The sequence below is a fragment of the Microcella indica genome, from assembly GCF_013414345.1.
GTDB lineage: Bacteria > Actinomycetota > Actinomycetes > Actinomycetales > Microbacteriaceae > Microcella > Microcella indica.
The window spans coordinates 466,028-484,339 of sequence record NZ_CP058670.1; the positions used below are offsets into that span (position 1 = coordinate 466,028).

The following is an 18,312-nucleotide window of genomic DNA, read 5'->3' on the forward strand; positions in this document are numbered from 1 at the left end:
ACAGCGATGGATCTGGGTGCATTTTCTGTGAGTCTGGCCGTGAAGGATCTGGCGGCGTCACGCGAGTTCTACTCCGCCCTGGGCTTCGAGGTCGTCGGCGGGCAGGCCGAGGAGGGGTGGCTGATCCTGCGCAACGGGACGACGAACCTGGGCCTGTTCCAGGGGATGTTCGAGGGCAACATCCTCACCTTCAATCCGGGGTGGTCCGCCGAGGCGCAGAACGTCGACCCCTTCACCGACGTGCGGCAAATCGAGACGTCGCTGCTCGATCGGGGCATCGAGCTCGACGAGAAGGTTGCCGCCGACGGCGAGGGCCCCGCCCACATCACCCTGCGCGACCCTGACGGCAATGCGATCCTCATCGACCAGCATCGCTGAGAGCGCGGGGGCCGGGCCCTCGATTCGGCTAGCCGGCGAGGTGCTTCTGGATGCGCTGCACCGAGATCGGGCCGCGGGCTCCGAGCTGCTGCACTGAGCGGGAGATCAGCAACTCCTAGCGCATCCAGCGGGCCTTCACTACCAACCTCGGTGAGTCGGAGACTAGACGCAACGTTCCGCCCGCTCGAGCGCATCGCGAGTTCCTTCTAGTTGAGTGCTCCTGCTGTGTCCAGGCGAGACCCACGCGACATCCACAGCGCGAGCAGTAGCCCAGTGATGGGTGCGAGGAAGGCTACGGCGAAAGTGACAATGAAGCCCACGGTGACTGAGTACCCTGCACCGATTGCTACCGCCACCCCCGAGCGCATGCCGCGTGAGCCGCGAATGCGCCAGTAGGCGACTGTGGCCAAGAAGACTGCGCCGCAGAGGACCGTGGCGAGCACGCCGGCCCATCGAATCGGGGATGCCGCGTCGAACAGCGGCAAGGATGTCACGGCTGCGATCACGAGACCGAGGAGGCTGATACCCACCAAGAGGGAAATGCGCGCACGGAGCTCGCGATAGCGCACCACGGCCAGGCCCGCGAGGGCTAGGACAACCATGAGTGCACTGAGGAATCCGCCGGCGATGCCCCATTGCATCGACTGCGTCCCATCCAAGGCGACCCCGGGCCAATGGGAGCCCGTCAGCGCGAACGCGACCGACATGGTCCCGATGGCAAAGCCTAGCCAGGCGAGAGACGCTGCGGCAGCGCGGCCCAAACCGGACACCGGCTCCGCCGCGACGATCGGCGGTAGCGATCGCGCGCCTCGCTGCTCACGGTGGCCACGGTGGTTCAGCAATAGACTCAGGATCACGATCCCGCTCAGTACGCCCAGGGTCGGTGACAGTAGAGACAACGCGAGTACGGGTGCGGCCAAGACGGCGACGAGGCCAGCCCACGCCCAGCGGTCGACGCGGCTGAAGCCAAGGCATACCAGCGCAGACTGCAGTCCGGTGGCGATGGCCGCGGCCCCCGTCGCCCAGCCGACGGCAATGGAGATCAGCAGTCCGGCCTTGTAGTCGGCCGTCGCGGCGGTTCCCGCTTCTGCAGCAGCGAACGCCGACTCCCACAGCGCGGCCACGGCAAGTGCGGACGCGAACCCAGCCAATGCCAGCACGGCAACGGCTAGCGACGCAAGCGCTCCAAGGGTGCCGCTCTCTCGAAGCAGCGCGGCCAGCGCGGTAGCGATGAGAGCTGGGGCGAGGAACACCTGCAGCACCAGCATGCTGGTACCCAGCCACGGCGCCCCGAAGTACGGAATCACAAGGAGCTGCAAGAGCCCGGCCAGGATTGCAGCGGCTAGGCCCAGGGCAGACAGGAAGATGCCGCTTCGCACGTTGAGTCGTCCGCCAAGACCGTGGCCGACCAGCGAGAGCGTCTCGCGCATCGTCGGTCTTTGCCGACCCTCAGACTCAGCGGCCTCCATCAATGTTCCTAGGATGACATCGGCGTGTTGCTCGCGCCATCGCGACGGATACCATCCGAGAAGTCGACGGTACTGGTCTTCGAGCGCAGCGGTCACGATGGTCCCCCAGCCAGCGCTGTTCGGGACTGGAGTCGTACGCGTGCAGCGCTCGCCCGATCTTCCAGGCGCCGAATCTCAGCAGTCAGCCGGTCGAGGCCCGCCTCGGTCAGACGGTAGTAGCGCCTCACCCGCCCGTCGACTACCTCCTCGCCGTCGGCGACGAGGCAACCGACCCGCTCCAGGCGCTCCAGGGCAGCATAGAGGGTCGCCACTTTGAGCACCACCTCACCTCCGGAGGTTCGCTCGACTTCTCGAATGATTGCATAGCCATGCCGACGCTTGTCGGCGAGGGTGGCCAGAATCCAGAAGGCGGACTCGCCTAGTGACACGTGAGTCATGACTCCATGATACGCCACATGCCGCTATATGAAGGGAAGCGAAATATTCCCTTGTGCGGAGTATGTAAAGTGCATACTCTATTGCTCAGAAAGCGAGTGATCTGAGTTGCCCTCGTAGCGGAGGCCATTCTCGCGCGTAGGGCTCCTGCTTACGCGACTCGCTAGGTCACGACCTCAACGAGACGGGAGGTCCACATGCAGAAGCGAGTAGTCGCCGCGGTAGTGTCCGCGGCAGCCCTTGCGATCGGTAGTGTCCAGGCGGCGAACGCGACCGTTGATGATTCGTCACTCGGCGAGCGGGAGCTACTGATCGCGCTCGACGCTGTACCCGACGAGTTCTTGACGATTCCAGATTTGGCCATTCGTCCGAACGAGGACGCTCTCACCGTTCGTCTACCCGTATCCGCGGACGACGATGCGGTGATCTACGGGCCCAACGGCACCCTTTCCATCGGACTGCCATTCGAAACCGGCACGCGGGCCGAACTTAGAGACGGCCTTGCGGGTTTCGACCACGGGAACGGCTCCTGGAGTGTCCCGATCGCCCAGCCGGACGGTTCGGTGCAGATCGCGGCCGTGATCGAGAGTGCAGCCGCGCCAACCGAGTACCGCTACTCACTCAGCCTTCCTGCCGGGGCGGAAGTGCGCGATATCGATGGCCTCGTAACGTTCTGGAACGCTGCGGGCACCTTCCTCGGGGGTGTCGCGCCAGCTTGGGCATTGGACGCCAAGGGCGAGGTCGTGCCGACTTCGTTCCGCGTTGAGGGCAACACGCTGGTGCAGCACGTCGATCACGGGAAGGCGTCGGCTTACCCGGTCGTCGCGGATCCGTGGCTCGGCATCAACCTGTTCCAGGGCCTTTCGACTTCCACTCAGAGCGGGGACATCAGGTACAACTTCTCGCGCACATCATGGGGTGTGTCCATGCACACCGGACTCGCTCAGGGTGGCGGTGCTGGTGGGCTGGCCGCGGGCATCGCGATTATGCAGAGTGCCGGGTGGGATGAACTCAGGACTCCCTGGCCGGCGATTACCAACAAGGCAACCCTCCGGCAGCAGTACGACTGCCACGTGGTCGGAGGCTACTTTGAGGGCCAGTGGAACCTCGAACGGTTCCGCGCAAACTTCTCCAATTGGCTCCCGACCTCCCTGAGCCATCAGTGCAACTGGTAACCGACCGAGGTTCCCGCGGTCGAGCAATTTTCGGCCGTGGGAACCCGTGCAAGCGAACGAGAGGAACTCTGGTGCGAACCCATGCCCGTCTCCTCGTGCCCGTTGTCGTCGCTGCGGTGGTCTTGTCGGGTTGCAGTGATCCGCGCTCCACCATCGACGCGGGGCATGTCATCGACACCTACGCGCAAGCGAACATCCCAGTATCTGGAATCCGCGACGATTCCGCGTCACTATGCGCCAATCCGGCTCCCTGTGTTCAGGTCGTTCGTACCGACCAGCTCACTGTCTGGCGCTTCGCCACCCGAGAAGACGCCGCGACGTATGCCACTGAAGCGGACGACGCGCATGTGTCCGACTTCATCGTGCTCGAATTCGCGTCAAGTGGGCTCACACCGGCCCAACGACGCGACGCAGCGAGCATGGTTGATTCGATGCACACGAGCGATTGACCTCGACGGAAGGTTGATTGAGATATGACGGGATGGCGCGGGTCTCGCGTGATCTCCAGTGCTAATCATCCGGAAGCGACAAGCGCCTTCCGGATGCGCTGCGCCGAGATTGGTCCGCGGGCTCCGAGCTGCTGCGCGAAGAGTGACAGCCGCAGCTCCTCGAGCATCCACCGAGCTTCCACGATCTGAGCCGGCGAGTCGGAGGCGAGGGGCAGAGTCCCGCCCGCGCGGAGGTAGAGCTCGGCAGCCTCGGCGACCTCGAGCATCCACGCGCGATCGCGGCCGAGGTTCTCGGCGAGGCGCTCGACACGGTAGCTGATGCCCCGCACGTAGACGGCGAGGCGCGGGAGGCGCTCGAGCCCGGTGCGCCCGACGAAGCCGTCGAAGACAAGCGCGTTGAGCTGCTCGCGCGCGTCGGCGAGCGGCGCCATGAGCGCGAGCGAGGAGGCGCGACTGATCGCCCCGTCGGCCTCGCGGGCCGCCGCGAGCACTCCGGCCACCGTTGAGACGACGCCGAAGAGACGGTCGGGCAGGCCCGCATTGACGCGATCGCGCACGGACTCGAACGCTGCGGCGTCACGAGGGATGTCGGCAGCGGCATCCAGCTCGGCATCGATGACGGCGCGCAGCGCGTCGTCGATCAGCGCGGCCGTCGAGCGGTACGGCGAGGCGCCGAGGCTCAGCTTCTCGGCGCTCGTGAGGTGCTCCTGGATGTAGGAGAGGGGCGAGTGCACGCCGAGCTGCACGAGGCGGCGCACGCCGGCGCGGTGGGCGCGCTCCTGCTCCTCGGGCGTCGCGAGCACGCGCACGGCGACGCTCGCCCCCTCGTCGACGAGGGCGGGGTAAGCGCGGATCGTCGTCTCACCGCGGCGCGTATCGAGCTGCTGAGGCAGCCGCCCGCCGTCGCCGATAGAGGCATCCCACGTCGTGATGCCGCCGCGCTCGATCGGGTTCGGGGCCGCCGCGGTCGCGACGCGGGCCACCGAGTCGCGCGTGCGCTCGCGCAGCTTCGCCTGCAGGGCCCGCAGGTCGGTGCCGCGCGCGAGCCGCCGCCCGCGGTCGTCGACGACCGCATACCCCATGCGCAGGTGGGCGGGCAGGCGGTCTAGCTCGAAGTCGTCGGGGTCGACGGGCGTGTAGGTCTGCCGCCGGATCTCCTGCGCGAGAAACTCGGTGAGCGGCAGCTCGCGCAGGTCGGCACCCTGCGGCACCGCGTCGAGCAGCTTGCGGGCCCAGTCCGCGGCGGGCACGACGTTGCGGCGGATCGCCTTCGGCAGCGTCTTGAGCAGCGCCGTCACGAGCTCGTGCCGCAGGCCCGGCACGAGCCAGTCGAAGCCGCTCTCGTCGAGCCGGGGCAGCAGCGGCAGCGGCACGGTGACGGTGACGCCGTCGTCGGCGGCACCGGGCTCGAAGCGATAGCCCACACTGAGCGTCTGGTCGCCGAGCGTGAGCCGGGTCGGGTAGGCGTCGGCGTCGTGCTCCGGCTCCTCCTCGACCTCCACGAGGTCGGCGCGGCGCAGCGTGAGCAGATCGGGATGCTCGGCGCGAGCATCCCGCCACCACCGCTCGAAGCGGCGCACGTCGGTGACGTCCGCCGGAATGCGCTCCTCGAAGAACTCGACGATGCGCTCGTCGTCGAGCAGGATGTCGCGGCGCCGGCTGCGCTCCTCGAGCTGCTCGAGCTCGCGGCGCAGGGCGGCGTTGTCGCGCAGGAAAGCGGCGACGCGCTTGTCGAGCCGGGAGGTATCCCAGTCGCCCTCGACGAGCGCGTGGCGGATGAAGAGCTCGCGCGCGAGCGGCACATCGAAGCGCGCGAGCTGGGCGCGGCGCCGCGGCACGATCGGCACGCCGAAGAGCGTGATCTTCTCCGTGACGACCGCGGAGCCTTGGCGCTTCTCCCACCGCGGCTCGCTGTACTGCTTCTTGGCGAGGTCGCCCGCGAGCGGCTCGGCCCACGCGGGATCGATGACGGCGACGGTGCGGGCGAAGAGTCTGCTCGTCTCCACGAGTTCGGCGGCCATCACGGCGTCGGGCTGCTTCTTCGCGAGCCCGGATCCGGGGAAGAGCATGAAGCGGCGCTGGCGCGCGCCCAGGTAGTCGCGCTTCGCGGGGTCCTTGAGGCCGATGTGCGACAGGAGACCGGAGAGGATGGCCTTGTGGATGGCGGTGGCATCGGCTCCCGTCTCGCCATCGGCGGGCTTCTTCCCGGCTGCCTTTACCTGACGGCGAACCTGACGCTCGACATCAGCCCACTCGCGAATGCGCAGGTAGTTGAGAAATTCGCTGCGCACCTCCTTGCGGAACTGGTTGCCGCTGAGCTCCCGCTGCCGCTTCTGCAGGTGGTTCCAGAGGTTCAAGAGGCTGATGAAGTCGCTCGTCGGGTCGCGGAACCGGTTGTGCAGCTGGTCGGCGCGCTCCCGCTTCTCGACCGGCCGCTCACGCGGGTCCTGGATGCTCAGCCCCGCGACGATCGCGATGACCTCCCGCGCAACCCCGAGCCTGGAGGCCTCGACGACCATGCGCGCGTAGCGCGGGTCGAGCGGCAGCTGGGCGATCTCGCGGCCGACCTTCGTGACGCGCGGCTCGCCGTCCTTGGTGGTGATGGCCTGCAACTCGGTGAGCAGGTCGAGGCCGTCCTTGATGCCGCGCTTGTCTGGTGGCTGCAGGAAGGGGAATTGCGCGATGTCGCCGAGGTCGAGGGAGATCATCTGCAGGATGACGGCGGCGAGGTTGGTGCGCAGAATCTCGGGGTCGGTGTACTCGGGCCGCCGCTCGTAGTCGGCCTCCGAGTAGAGGCGGATCGCGATGCCCGGGCTCGTGCGCCCCGAGCGGCCGGAGCGCTGATTGGCGCTCGCCTGCGAGATCGGCTCGATGGGCAGCCGCTGCACCTTCGCGCGCACCGAGTAGCGGCTGATGCGCGCCGTCCCGGTGTCGACGACGTAACGGATGCCCGGCACCGTGAGGCTCGTCTCCGCGACGTTGGTGGCGAGGATGATGCGGCGCCGGATGCCCGGCGCGGGCCGCTCGAACACCCGATGCTGCTCGGCCGCGCTCAGGCGGCCGTACAGCGGCAGCACCTCGGTGGCGGCGCCGCGCGGGCCGGCGTTCGCGAGGTGCCCGCGCAGGGCATCCGCGGCGTCGCGAATCTCGTTCTCGCCGCTGAAGAAGCACAGCACGTCGCCGTCGCCCTCGCGGCCGAGCTCGTCGACCGCGGCGATGAGGCCGTCGAGCATGTCGATGGCCTCACCGGGGGTGCTGGGGCCGTCGCTCTCGTCGTCGTCGGGATCGGTGAGGTTCTCGACGTCGGCGCCGTCGGGGACGAGCGGCCGGTAGCGCACCTCGACGGGAAAGGTGCGCCCGCTCACCTCGATGATCGGGGCGGGCTGGCCCTGCGCGTCGGCGAAGTGCGCGGCGAAGCTCTCGGGGTCGATCGTCGCGGAGGTGATGATGACCTTGAGCTCGGGGCGGCGGGGGAGGAGCTGCTTGAGGTAGCCGAGCAGGAAGTCGATCGTGAGGCTGCGCTCGTGCGCCTCGTCGATGATGATCGCGTCGTAGTTCTTCAGCTCGCGGTCGCCGCGGAGGGCGGCGAGCAGGATGCCGTCGGTCATGAGGGTGACCCGTGTATCGCGGCCCACCTGGTCGGTGAAGCGCACCTTGTAGCCGACGAGGCCGCCGAGCTCGGTACCGAGCTCTTCGGCGATGCGCTCGGCGACGGTGCGCGCGGCGATGCGGCGCGGCTGGGTGTGGGCGATGCGCTCTCGGCCCAGCTCGAGCAGGATCTTGGGCAGCTGCGTCGTCTTGCCCGAGCCGGTCTCGCCCGCGACGATGACGACCTGGTGGTCGCGAATGGCGGTGGCGATGTCGTCGCGCCGCTGCGACACCGGCAGGTCAGCCGGGTAGTGGATGCGCGGCACGGGGCCGCTCGCGGGCGCAGTCATGAGCCCTTCAGTCTACGGTTGCGCCGCTCCACCCCACCCGCCCGGTAGTTGACGGGCAAAGTAGTTTGCAGTACAAAGTAGTCATGACGACGAACTCCACCCCTCCTGTCGACGACGAGCCCCTGCAGAGCCCCGATGAGGCGCTCGCCCTGCTGCGCGTGCAGCAGTCCGCTCTCGAGCGCGACCAGTTGAGCGGCATCCCCTGGATCCTCGCGGTCTGGGGCGTCGCATGGGGTGTCGGGTTCCTCGCCCTGTGGTCGGGGTACGAGGGCGGCAACCCTTGGTTCCAGATCCCGCTCGCTGTCGCCGCGGTCATCTTCGGCGCGCTGCTGATCGGCTCGATCGCCATTTCCGCAGTGATCGGCATGCGCCTCAATCGCGGGGTGCGCGGCCCCTCGAACTTCTCGGGAGCGGTGTACGGCATCGCGTGGCCGGTCGTCTCGCTCGGCGCGTACCTCATCGGTGTCGCGTTGGCGCTGGGCGGCATGGATTCGACGCTGCAGAGCCTCTACTTTCCGGCGATCTACGCTCTCGTGGCGGGCGCGATGTACCTCATGGGCGCTGCGCTCTGGCGCTCGATCGACCAGCTCGTTCTCGGTGCGGTCATCATCGTCGCCGGCACAGTCGCACCGTTCTTCGGCGCGCCGACCAACAACCTCGTCATGGCGGTGCTCGGCGGCGGCGCGTTCCTTGTCGCGGCGATCGTCATGCGCGCGTCGCTGAGCAGGCGAGCACGATGACCGATCTCGACCCGGTCATCCATGCTGCTGCGCGATTGCGCATCACGGCGACGCTCGCCTCGCTCGAGCCGGGGGACCGCATCACGTTCCCGCGGCTGCAGGAGCTGCTCGACATGACCGCCGGAAACCTGTCGACGCACCTGCGCAAGCTCGAGGAGGCCGAGTACGTGGCCGTCGAGAAGAGCCATCAGGGCCGCACGCCGGTCACGTTTGTCACCCTCACCCGGCGCGGCCGTCGCGCCTTCGAGGACTACACCGATGCACTGCGCGCAGTGCTGGGAGGAGAAGAATGACCGCCCTCGCCCGCCTCGACTCCGTCACGCGACGGTTCGGGTCGACGACCGCGCTCGACGCGGTGAGTCTCGAGATCCGCTCCGGCGAGATCCTCGGCCTGCTCGGCCCGAACGGCGCCGGCAAGTCGACGATGCTCACGCTCCTGCAGGGCCGCCGTCGCCCCACATCGGGCACCGTCGAACTGTTCGGCGGAGACCCGAGCCTTGCACGCTTCCGGTCCGAGCTGGGCAGCACACCGCAGGAGACGGCGTTGCCCGACACCTTGCGCGTGAGCGAGGTCATCGACCTCGTCGCCGCGCACTTCCCCGACCGCGTGCCGACAGCTCAACTGGCCGAGGAGTTCGGCTTCGCCGACCTGCTGCGCCGCCAGTGCGGCGCCCTGTCGGGCGGCCAGAAGCGCCGCATCGCGGTGGCGCTCGCCTTCGCGGGCCGCCCCCGCCTGGTGCTGCTGGACGAGCCGACGACGGGCCTCGACGTGGATGCCCGCCACGGGCTGTGGGCGGCCATCCGACGCCACCGTGCCGATGGCGCCACGGTCGTCGTCACGAGCCACTACCTGGAGGAGATCGAGGCGCTCGCGGAGCGCGTCGTCGTGATCGACCAGGGCCGGGTGCTCGCCGATGACTCGCTCGACACTGTGCGTGCGCGGGTGGAGTCGTCCATCGTGTCGCTGCGCTCGCCGAGCGCGGAGCGCATCGCTGAGCTCGCGGGCGTCGTGCGCGCCGAGCGTGGTGACGGCGATCATGCTGATCGCCTCGACCTCACGGTGTCGGATTCCGATGCCTTCGTGCGCACTCTCGTGGCGAGCGCACTGCCGTTCGAACGGCTGACGGTGCGCGGCGCGAGCCTCGAGGAGGCGTTCCTCACCTTGACCATGTCTGACACCGCTCCATCCGAGAGGATCCCCGCATGACCACCGTCGCTTCCGAGCCCCGCGCTGCGGGCCGCGTCTCGATGCTCCGCCTCTACGGCATGCACGTGCGCGCCCTCCTGCTGGAGACCCTGCGAGTGCCGATCGCGATCATCGGCTCGATGGTGTTCCCCGCGATGTCGCTCCTGTTCTTCGTCGTGCCGAACCGGGCGGTGGCGGACGACCCCGTGCTGGCGACGCAGGCGGTCATTTCCCTGTCGGTGTTCGCGGTCATGGTGAGCGCGCTGTTCAACCTGGGCCTGACGATCGCGGAGAATCGCGAGAAGCCGTGGGATCCGTACCTGCGCAGCCTCCCGCTGCCGCCGGCCGTGCGCATCAGTGCGCAGCTCACGGCGACGAGCGCGCTGAGCTTCGCGTCGATGATCCCCGTACTGCTGGTGGGGGCGCTCGCGACGGCGGCGACGGTGTCGGTGAGCGGCCTGCTGCTGGGGCTCGTGGTGCTCGCGCTCACGAGCATCCCGTTCCTGCTCCTGGGGGCGGCGATCGGGTACGCATTCCCGTCGAAGGCGGCGATCGCCGTGATCCAAGTGGGCATGTTCGGCTTCGCGTTCGCGGGCGGGCTGTTCTTCCCTCCCCAGTTCTTCCCCGACTGGCTCGACGCGCTCTCGCGGTTCATTCCGGCCCGCCACGCGCGCGAGCTCGTCATCAGCGCGGTCGACGGCACGGCGCCGGATCTCTGGATGCTCGCGGGCGCGCTCGCGTGGACCCTCGCCGCCGCCGCCCTCGTGCTGTGGCTCTACCGCCGCGACGAGGGGCGCCGCTACCGCTGACGCCGCGGGTGGGTGGGCGCCCGCGGCCGGGCGCCCACCTGGCGGACGCGAGTGCTCCTCCGCCTCCGCCTCCTCCTCCTAAGTCGGCGCTTGCCGCGCGGTATCCCCGTTTCGCGAGTGTGCCTCTCACGGCACATGCCTCAGCAGGCACACTCGCCGAATGCACACACTCTTCCTCCTGGCTCAGCCCGTGCGATGGCGCATTATCGAGATTCTCGCGAGTGGCGAGCACGCGTCGGGCGAGATCGCCAACGCTGTGCAGACTGAGCGCGGAGTCGGGCGTGAAGCGATCTCGAAGCACCTGTCGCTGCTCGCTCGGGCAGGGCTCGTCATTAGCCGACCCGCGGAGAACGTGCGTGTCTATCGGCTGAGCCCGCGTGTCATCGGCGCCCTCTCCGCCCTCATCGAGCGCATCCTCGAGCTGCGCGAAGGCGCCCAGTACGACGATCTCGACCTCGACGGCCACGAGTACGACATCGGCCACGAGCCGGCACCGAGCTGGAAGGACGACGACCCCGAGTTGTGCTGGTGCATCAGGAGGTCGGACGCTCTCGAGCGGTCTCACCGCGCTCCGCGGCCGGCAATGTATACGAAATAGACCCTGAATCTGCGTTGGCTCGACTTGAGAGTCAGCAATGTATACAGTGAGGGGATGGTCGACACGAGCGAGCGATTGCAGCGCGCAACGCCGGGCGCGGGCCCGCGTGCACGCGCCAGCCGCTCCGCGGCCGATCGGGTCCTCGCGACATTGCGCGCCGAGATCGTCGACGGCACCCTGACGCCCGGCACGCCCCTCACGGAGGCGCAGCAGGCCGAGCGCCTCGGCGTCAGTCGCACGCCCGTGCGCGAAGCTCTTGCACGCCTCGTCGCCGATGGACTCGTGGAGGAGCGCGGTCCCCGCACTCTCCTCGTCAGCAGCATCGACCCCGACGACGTCGTCGCGCTCTTCGAGCTGCGCACGACGCTCGACGAGCAGGCGGCGCGCCTGGCCGCGCGCCGTGCGACCCACGACGACCGCGCCGAATTCCGCACGCTCGCCGAGCGCTTCGGGACCGTCACCGTCGAATCCCTTCGCGACGACGACGCCAGCCGCCACGGCTACTACGCTCTCGTCGCCGCCTTCGACGCCGCCATCGACGCCGCGCTCGGCGGCCGCAGCACCTACCTCGCCACCGCGATCGCGAGCGTGCGCCTGCACCTCGCGCGCGTGCGCCGCCTCGCGCGCGACGACGACGGGCGACTGCTCGCCGCCGCCGCCGAGCATCGCGCGATCGCCGACGCGATCGCCGACGGCGACCCCGAACGCGCGGTCGCCGCCACCCGGCTGCACCTGCATAACGCGCTCACGAGCATCCAGAGCCACCTCACCTCCCACGACCGTCAGGAGACCCCGTGAAGACCTACGAGATCCGCACCCGCAAGAGCAGCGAGCACCTGCCGCCGAGCGAGCAGCTCGCCGGCCGGCTCGCCGACCTCGCCGCCGAGACGACGCGACCCCTCGACGAGGCGGCCGTCGACATGGTCATCAACCGCGTCATCGACAACGCCGCCGTCGCTGTCGCGAGCCTCGGCCGCGCGCCCGTCGTCGCCGCGCGTGGTCAGGCAGAAGCCCACCCCTACGGCCTCGGCGCCACCGTCTTCGGTCTGCCGGCCGACAGGAAGGTCAGCCCCGAGTGGGCCGCGTGGGCCAACGGCGTCGCGGTGCGCGAGCTCGACTACCACGACACCTTCCTCGCCGCCGACTACTCGCACCCCGGCGACAACATCCCCCCGATCCTCGCCGTCGCCCAGCACACGGGTGCCGACGGCGCCGCGCTCCTGCGCGGCATCCTCACCGGCTACGAGATCCAGATCGACCTCGTGCGCGCCATCTGCCTGCACGAGCACAAGATCGACCACGTCGCCCACCTCGGCCCGAGCGCTGCCGCCGGCATCGGCACGCTCCTCGGCCTCGACAGCGCGACGATCTTCCAGGCCATCGGCCAGGCGCTCCACACGACCACGGCGACGCGCCAGTCGCGCAAGGGCGAGATCTCCACATGGAAGGCGCATGCCCCCGCCTTCGCCGGCAAGATGGCCGTCGAGGCCGTCGATCGGGCACTGCGCGGCCAGACAAGCCCGAGCCCCATCTACGAGGGCGAGGACGGCGTCATCGCGTGGCTCCTGGGCGGGCCGGATGCTCGCTACGACGTGCCCCTGCCCGAGAAGGGCGAACCGCTCATGAGCATCCTCGACAGCTACACGAAAGAGCACTCCGCCGAGTACCAGGCGCAGGCCTGGATCGACCTCGCGCGCCGTCTCGGCGCCGAGCGGCCCGAGCTGCGTGGCCCCGCGAACGTGACGCGGATCGTCCTCCATACGAGCCACCACACCCACTACGTCATCGGCTCGGGAGCCAACGACCCGCAGAAGTACGACCCGACGGCGAGCCGCGAGACGCTCGACCACTCGATCCCCTACATCGTCGCGGTCGCCCTGCAGGACGGCGGCTGGCACCACGTCGACTCCTACGCGCCCGAGCGTGCCGCCCGCGCCGACACCGTCGACCTGTGGCAGAAGATCACTACGGTCGAAGACAAGGAGTGGACGCGCCGCTACCATTCGCTCGACCTGAGCGAGAAGGCCTTCGGCGGCCGCATCGAGATCGAGCTGACGAACGGCGAGCGGGTGGTCGACGAGATCGCCGTCGCCGACGCGCACCCGCAGGGCGCGCGGCCCTTCGGCCGCGCCGAGTACGTGGCCAAGTTCCGGATGCTCGCGCAGGGCATCCTCGACGAGACCGAGATCGACCGCTTCCTCGATGTCGCCGAACGGCTGCCGCAGCTGACCGCCGACGAGCTCACCGGCCTCACCGTGACGCCCAGAGTCCCCGTGCCCGCCGCGCCGAAGGGACTCTTCTGATGCTCTCCACCACCACGACGCCGAACGCGCGCCGCCGTGCCTTTCGCGCAGGGCTCGCGAGCGGCGAGCTGCAGGTCATGCCTGGCGCGTTCACGCCGCTGAGCGTGCGCCTCATCCAGGAGAAGGGCTTCCACGGCGCCTACATCTCCGGCGCCGTCATGGCCGCCGAGCTCGGCCTGCCCGACATCGGCCTCACGACGCTCACCGAGGTCGCCCAGCGCGCGCACCAGATCAGCCGCATGAGCGACCTGCCGACGCTCGTCGACGCCGACACGGGCTTCGGCGAGCCCATGAACGTGGCCCGCACGGTCCACGAGTTGGAGGACGCAGGCATCGCGGGCCTCCACCTCGAGGACCAGGTCAACCCCAAGCGCTGCGGGCACCTCGACGGCAAGGCCGTCGTCGACGCCGACACTGCCATCAAGCGCATCCGCGCCGCCGTCGACGCGCGCCGCGACGGAGACCTCGTCATCATGGCCCGCACCGACCTTCGCGGAGTGGAGGGTCTCAACGCCGCGATCGACCGCGCCAAGGCCCTCCAGGATGCCGGGGCCGACGCGATCTTCCCCGAGGCGATGGCGAGCCTCGACGAGTTCGCCGCCATGCGCGCCGCCGTCGACGTGCCGATCTTGGCCAACATGACCGAGTTCGGCAAGAGCGAGCTCTTCACGCACCAGCAGCTGCACGACGTCGGCGTGAACCTCGTCATCCACCCCGTCTCCCTCCTGCGCATCGCCTTCGGGGCGATCGAGCGCGGGCTCGACACCCTGCTCGCCGACGGCACCCTCGACGCGGAGGTGCCGAGCATGCAGACTCGGGGGAGGCTCTACGAGCTGCTCGACTACGAGGCGTACAACGCCTTCGACGCGAGCATCTACACCTACAACGGCCGCTAGACCCAAGGAGACCCCATGACTGAGACCGAGATCAAGAAGGGGCTCGCGGGCGTCGTCGTCGACGAGACCGCCGTCTCCAAGGTGAACCCCGAGACCAACTCCCTGCTGTACCGCGGGTACCCCGTGCACGAGCTCGCCGAGCGCTGCACGGCCGAGGAGGTCGCCTACCTGCTGTGGCACGGCGAACTGCCCGACGAGCGGCAGCTCGCCGAGTTCGAGACGCTCGAGCGCTCGATGCGGCACCTCGACCCGACCGTGAAGGACGCGATCGACGCGCTGCCGCTCAGCGCCCACCCCATGGATGTCGTGCGCACGGCCGTGAGCGTGCTCGGCGCGCTCGATGAGACCTTGACGACCGACGCCACGTGGATCGATGTTGACCTCACGCTCGAGCGGAGCATCCGGATGTGGGCGCAGCTGCCCGCGATCGTCGCCTACGCCCAGCGCCGCCTGCGAGATGAGGACCTCGTCGAGCCGCGCGACGACCTCGGCTACTCGGCGAACTTCCTGCACATGACCTTCGGCGAGGTGCCCGAGCTCGTCGTGGTCGAGGCCTTCGACGTGTCGATGATCCTGTACGCGGAGCACTCCTTCAACGCCTCCACCTTCACGGCGCGCGTCATCACGTCGACTCTCAGCGACGTGTACTCGGCGGTCACGGGAGCGATTGGCGCCCTCAAGGGCCCCCTGCACGGCGGCGCGAACGAGGCCGTGCAGAACGTCTTCGAGGAGATCGGGTCGGCCGACGGCGCGCAAGCATGGCTGGATGCCGCGCTCGCCGAGAAGCGCAAGATCATGGGCTTCGGCCACCGCGTCTACAAGAACGGCGACTCGCGCGTGCCGACGATGCGTGCGGCCCTCGCGACGCTCGTCGAGCACTACGAGCGGCCCGAGGTGCTCGACCTGTACGACGCGCTCGAGACCGCGATGGGGGAGGCGAAGAACATCAAGCCGAACCTCGACTACCCCTCGGGCCCCGCATACAACCTCATGGGCTTCGACACGGCGCTCTTCACGCCCTTGTTCATCGCCGCGCGCGTCACCGGGTGGACGGCGCACGTGCGCGAGCAGCTCGCCGCGAACGCGCTCATCCGCCCGCTGAGCCTGTACACCGGGCCCGACGAGCGGCACGTTCCCGCATCCTGAGTGCCGGCCACGGGCGGTGCGAGAGGATGGGGGGATGACTGACGCCATCCCCACCCCGAACGTGACCCTCTCCGACGGCACGACGATCCCGCAGCTCGGGTTCGGCGTGTTCCTCGTCGATCCCGACGAGGCTGAGCGCGTGGTGAGCGAGGCTCTCGAGGTCGGCTACCGCCACATCGACACCGCTCGCGTCTACAAGAACGAGGAGGGCGTGGGTCGGGCGATCGCGAAGAGCGGCATCCCGCGCGAGGAGCTGTTCATCACGACGAAGCTGTGGAACAGCGACCAGGGCACCGACACGACGCCCGCCGCGCTCGACGCGAGCCTCGAGCGGCTCGGCCTCGACTACGTCGACCTGTACCTGATCCACTGGCCGGCGCCGAAGTACGGCAAGCACGTGGAGACGTGGCAGTCCATGGTGGAGCTGCGCGAGACGGGCAAGGCCCGCTCGGTCGGCGTCTCGAACTTCCTCGAGGAGCACCTCGACGACATTGCCGCCGTCTCCGACGTGTCGCCCGTCGTCAACCAGATCGAGCTGCACCCCGCGTTCCAGCAGCGCGCTCTGCGGGCGCACCAGGCCCAGTGGGGCATCCACACCGAGTCGTGGGGCCCTCTCGGGCAGGGCAAGTACGAGCTCGCCGAACTGCCCGGTCTCGCCGACATCGCGGCGGCCCACGGCAAGAGCGTGCAGCAGGTCGCGATCCGCTGGCACCTGCAGGAGGGCCTCATCGTCTTCCCCAAGACGACGAAGCGCGAGCGCATGATCGAGAACGCCGACGTGTTCGACTTCGAGCTGAGCTCCGACGAGATGACGACGATCGCCGCGGCGGACAAGGGCCAGCGCGTCGGAGCCCACCCCGACAACACCGACTTCTAGGGGGCGCGGAGGCGGCGCTCGTAGGGTGGCGGGCATGGCTCGCCGACTCGAGAACGCTGTCAGCCCGTACCTGCGGTCGCACGCCGACAACCCCGTCGACTGGTGGCCGTGGGGCGCCGGCGCCTTCGCGGAAGCCCGCCGCCGCGGCGTGCCCGTCATGATCTCGATCGGCTACGCCACGTGCCACTGGTGCCACGTGATGGCCCGCGAGACGTTCAGCGACCCGACCGTCGCCGAGTGGCTCAACGATCGAGTCGTCAGCATCAAGGTCGATCGGGAGGAGCATCCCCAGGTCGATGCCGCCTACCTCGCGGCCGCGGGCGCGTTCAGCGAGCAGCTCGGCTGGCCGCTCACCGTCTTCGCGACGCCCGAGGGCCGCACGTTCTATGCGGCGACCTATCTGCCTCCCGAGCCCGTGCAGGGCATCCCCTCGTTCCGTCAGGTGGCAGAAGCGGTCCTCGAGGCGTGGACGGAGCGTCGCGACGAGGTGCTGCAGAGCGCGGAAGGGCTGCAGGATGCTCTGCGCGAGGCCACCCGCCGCGACGCAGGAAGCCTGCCGACGGTGGAGCAGCTCGGCGACGCCGTGACCGAACTCATCGGGTACGAGGACCGAGAGTTCGGCGGGTTCGGGGGAGCACCCAAGTTCCCGGTCGCTCCCGTCCTGCTCTTCCTGCAGGCGCAGGGCTCCACCGGCGACCGCGACGCGGCAGGGCTGGCAAAGCGCACCCTCGAGCGACTCGAGGTGAGCCCCCTGCGGGATCCCGTGGAGGGCGGGTTCTTCCGCTACGCGACCCGGCGCGACTGGAGCGAGCCGCACTACGAGCGCATGCTCTACGACAACGCTCTGCTGCTCGAGGCGTATGCTCGCGCGGGGCTGGAGGAGCCCGCAGCCGGCATCATCGACTTCTTCGGTTCGGTGCTGCGCGTGCCCGGCGGGCTCGCCTCGGGCCAGGACAGCGAGAGCGTGCTCGGCGGGGAGCGCAGCGAGGGCGGCTACTACGCTCTGACGGCGGCCCAGCGCGCGGGGGTCGACCCTCCTGCGCTCGACGACAAGGTGCTCACGGCCTGGACCGGGCTCGCGATCGGCGGCCTCTCCGTCGCCGGGCGACGTCTCGCGGATGCCCGTTCGGCCGCGCGGGCCCGTGCCCTCGCCGTCGAGCTCGCCGGCGGGCTGCTCGCCGCCCACCGGCTGCCCGATGACGAGCACGGGCGTGCCCGGTTGGCACGTGCGAGCCGCGACGGTCGACTCTCGGACGCCGCGGCAACGCTCGAGGACTACGGCGACCTCGCGGTCGGCCTGCTCGAGCTCGCGATCACGACGGGGGAAGCCCGCTGGGCATCCGTCGCGCGGGACCTCGTCGACGCGTGTGTCGTCACTCCGCAGGACGGGCAGGGGTCGCTCGTGCGCCCGCCCGGAGGCGACGACGCGACGCTCGTCGCCCACGGCCTCGCCTCGGTCGACGACCCTCAGGAGGGCGCAGCGCCGAGCGGCACGGCGGCGCTCGCGCGCGCGGCTCTCGTGATGCACCAGCTCACCGCCGAGCCGCGCTACCGCTCGCTCGCCGAGAGTCTCGTGGCACCCCTCGCGACGCTCGCGGTGTCCCGTCCGATCGGTTTCGGCGCGACACTGGGCGTCGCCGCCGCGCTCGCCCAGCCCTCCCGTCAACTCGTCGTCGTGAGCAGTCCCGGGGACGACGCCCATGAGCTCGTCGCGCACGCGAGGGGCCTCGACACGTCGGGCACGCTCGCGCTCGCTGTCAGGGCCACGCAGGCGACCGAGTGGGCGAGCGCGGGATTCGCCCTCCTCGACGACCGCACGACGCTCGGCGCTCGGACGACCGCGTACCTGTGCACCGACTTCGTGTGCCGCGTGCCGGTGACGTCGCTCGCCGAGCTGACGGCTCAGGAGTGAG

17 protein-coding genes are annotated in these 18,312 nt (G+C 69.4%); 14 read left to right on the forward strand and 3 right to left on the reverse strand.

Features of this window, described 5'->3' with window-relative positions; genetic code table 11:
* Positions 1-6 precede the first annotated feature (6 nt).
* A complete protein-coding gene (locus HUJ41_RS02330; RefSeq protein ID WP_179873185.1) occupies positions 7-378 on the forward strand; it encodes a VOC family protein in 372 nt (123 codons plus the stop codon).
* Positions 379-584: 206 nt separating this feature from the next.
* Here the strand turns inward: HUJ41_RS02330 and HUJ41_RS02335 are convergent, their stop codons facing one another.
* Positions 585-1,943 carry a hypothetical protein gene (locus HUJ41_RS02335; RefSeq protein ID WP_179873186.1) on the reverse strand — a complete coding sequence of 453 codons (1,359 nt, stop codon included), beginning with the start codon at positions 1,941-1,943 and terminating at the stop codon, positions 585-587.
* A complete protein-coding gene (locus tag HUJ41_RS02340) occupies positions 1,940-2,284 on the reverse strand; it encodes a PadR family transcriptional regulator (protein ID WP_179873187.1) in 345 nt (114 codons plus the stop codon). Before HUJ41_RS02340 ends, HUJ41_RS02335 begins: the two co-directional genes overlap by 4 nt.
* A 195-nt stretch (positions 2,285-2,479) precedes the next feature.
* On the opposite strand from HUJ41_RS02340, the gene HUJ41_RS02345 reads away from it, so the two are divergent.
* Together HUJ41_RS02345 and HUJ41_RS02350 are read left to right on the forward strand one after the other, a co-directional pair.
* A complete protein-coding gene (locus HUJ41_RS02345) occupies positions 2,480-3,457 on the forward strand; it encodes a hypothetical protein (RefSeq protein ID WP_179873188.1) in 978 nt (325 codons plus the stop codon).
* Positions 3,458-3,528: 71 nt separating this feature from the next.
* Complete coding sequence (locus tag HUJ41_RS02350) at positions 3,529-3,906, forward strand: hypothetical protein (RefSeq protein ID WP_179873189.1); 378 nt, start codon at positions 3,529-3,531, stop codon at positions 3,904-3,906.
* A 65-nt stretch (positions 3,907-3,971) separates the two neighbouring features.
* On the opposite strand, the gene hrpA is transcribed toward HUJ41_RS02350, so the two are convergent.
* Entirely contained in the window at positions 3,972-7,844 is a 3,873-nt protein-coding gene (hrpA, locus tag HUJ41_RS02355; RefSeq protein ID WP_179873190.1) for an ATP-dependent RNA helicase HrpA, read from the reverse strand.
* A gap of 83 nt (positions 7,845-7,927) precedes the next feature.
* Between hrpA and HUJ41_RS02360 the strand changes: the two genes are divergently transcribed.
* The 11 genes from HUJ41_RS02360 to HUJ41_RS02410 all read left to right on the forward strand — a co-directional run bounded on the left by HUJ41_RS02360 (position 7,928) and on the right by HUJ41_RS02410 (position 18,311).
* Positions 7,928-8,584 carry a hypothetical protein gene (locus tag HUJ41_RS02360; protein WP_179873191.1) on the forward strand — a complete coding sequence of 219 codons (657 nt, stop codon included), beginning with the start codon at positions 7,928-7,930 and terminating at the stop codon, positions 8,582-8,584.
* Entirely contained in the window at positions 8,581-8,877 is a 297-nt protein-coding gene (locus HUJ41_RS02365) for a transcriptional regulator (RefSeq protein ID WP_152582213.1), read from the forward strand. The genes HUJ41_RS02360 and HUJ41_RS02365 overlap by 4 nt, the downstream gene beginning before the upstream one ends.
* Positions 8,874-9,791 carry an ABC transporter ATP-binding protein gene (locus HUJ41_RS02370; protein WP_179873192.1) on the forward strand — a complete coding sequence of 306 codons (918 nt, stop codon included), beginning with the start codon at positions 8,874-8,876 and terminating at the stop codon, positions 9,789-9,791. The genes HUJ41_RS02365 and HUJ41_RS02370 overlap by 4 nt, the downstream gene beginning before the upstream one ends.
* Positions 9,788-10,579 (forward strand): ABC transporter permease, encoded by a 792-nt coding sequence (locus tag HUJ41_RS02375; protein ID WP_179873193.1) that lies wholly within the window; start codon positions 9,788-9,790, stop codon positions 10,577-10,579. The genes HUJ41_RS02370 and HUJ41_RS02375 overlap by 4 nt, the downstream gene beginning before the upstream one ends.
* Before the next feature lie 160 nt (positions 10,580-10,739).
* Complete coding sequence (locus tag HUJ41_RS02380; protein ID WP_179873194.1) at positions 10,740-11,177, forward strand: ArsR/SmtB family transcription factor; 438 nt, start codon at positions 10,740-10,742, stop codon at positions 11,175-11,177.
* 54 nt (positions 11,178-11,231) lie between these two features.
* The gene (locus HUJ41_RS02385) at positions 11,232-11,975 is read left to right on the forward strand and encodes a GntR family transcriptional regulator (RefSeq protein WP_179873195.1); all 744 of its coding nucleotides are present in this window, start codon (positions 11,232-11,234) and stop codon (positions 11,973-11,975) included.
* Positions 11,972-13,480, forward strand: a complete 1,509-nt coding sequence (locus tag HUJ41_RS02390) for an MmgE/PrpD family protein (RefSeq protein ID WP_179873196.1) — start codon at positions 11,972-11,974, stop codon at positions 13,478-13,480. The genes HUJ41_RS02385 and HUJ41_RS02390 overlap by 4 nt, the downstream gene beginning before the upstream one ends.
* The gene (gene prpB, locus HUJ41_RS02395; RefSeq protein WP_179873197.1) at positions 13,480-14,376 is read left to right on the forward strand and encodes a methylisocitrate lyase; all 897 of its coding nucleotides are present in this window, start codon (positions 13,480-13,482) and stop codon (positions 14,374-14,376) included. Before HUJ41_RS02390 ends, prpB begins: the two co-directional genes overlap by 1 nt.
* Positions 14,377-14,391: 15 nt before the next feature.
* The gene (locus HUJ41_RS02400; protein WP_179873198.1) at positions 14,392-15,522 is read left to right on the forward strand and encodes a bifunctional 2-methylcitrate synthase/citrate synthase; all 1,131 of its coding nucleotides are present in this window, start codon (positions 14,392-14,394) and stop codon (positions 15,520-15,522) included.
* 34 nt (positions 15,523-15,556) lie between these two features.
* The gene (locus HUJ41_RS02405; protein WP_179873199.1) at positions 15,557-16,399 is read left to right on the forward strand and encodes an aldo/keto reductase; all 843 of its coding nucleotides are present in this window, start codon (positions 15,557-15,559) and stop codon (positions 16,397-16,399) included.
* A 34-nt stretch (positions 16,400-16,433) separates the two neighbouring features.
* Positions 16,434-18,311: a thioredoxin domain-containing protein gene (locus HUJ41_RS02410; protein WP_179873200.1), complete on the forward strand. Its 1,878-nt coding sequence runs from the start codon at positions 16,434-16,436 to the stop codon at positions 18,309-18,311.
* The last annotated feature ends 1 nt before the right edge of the window (position 18,312 follow it).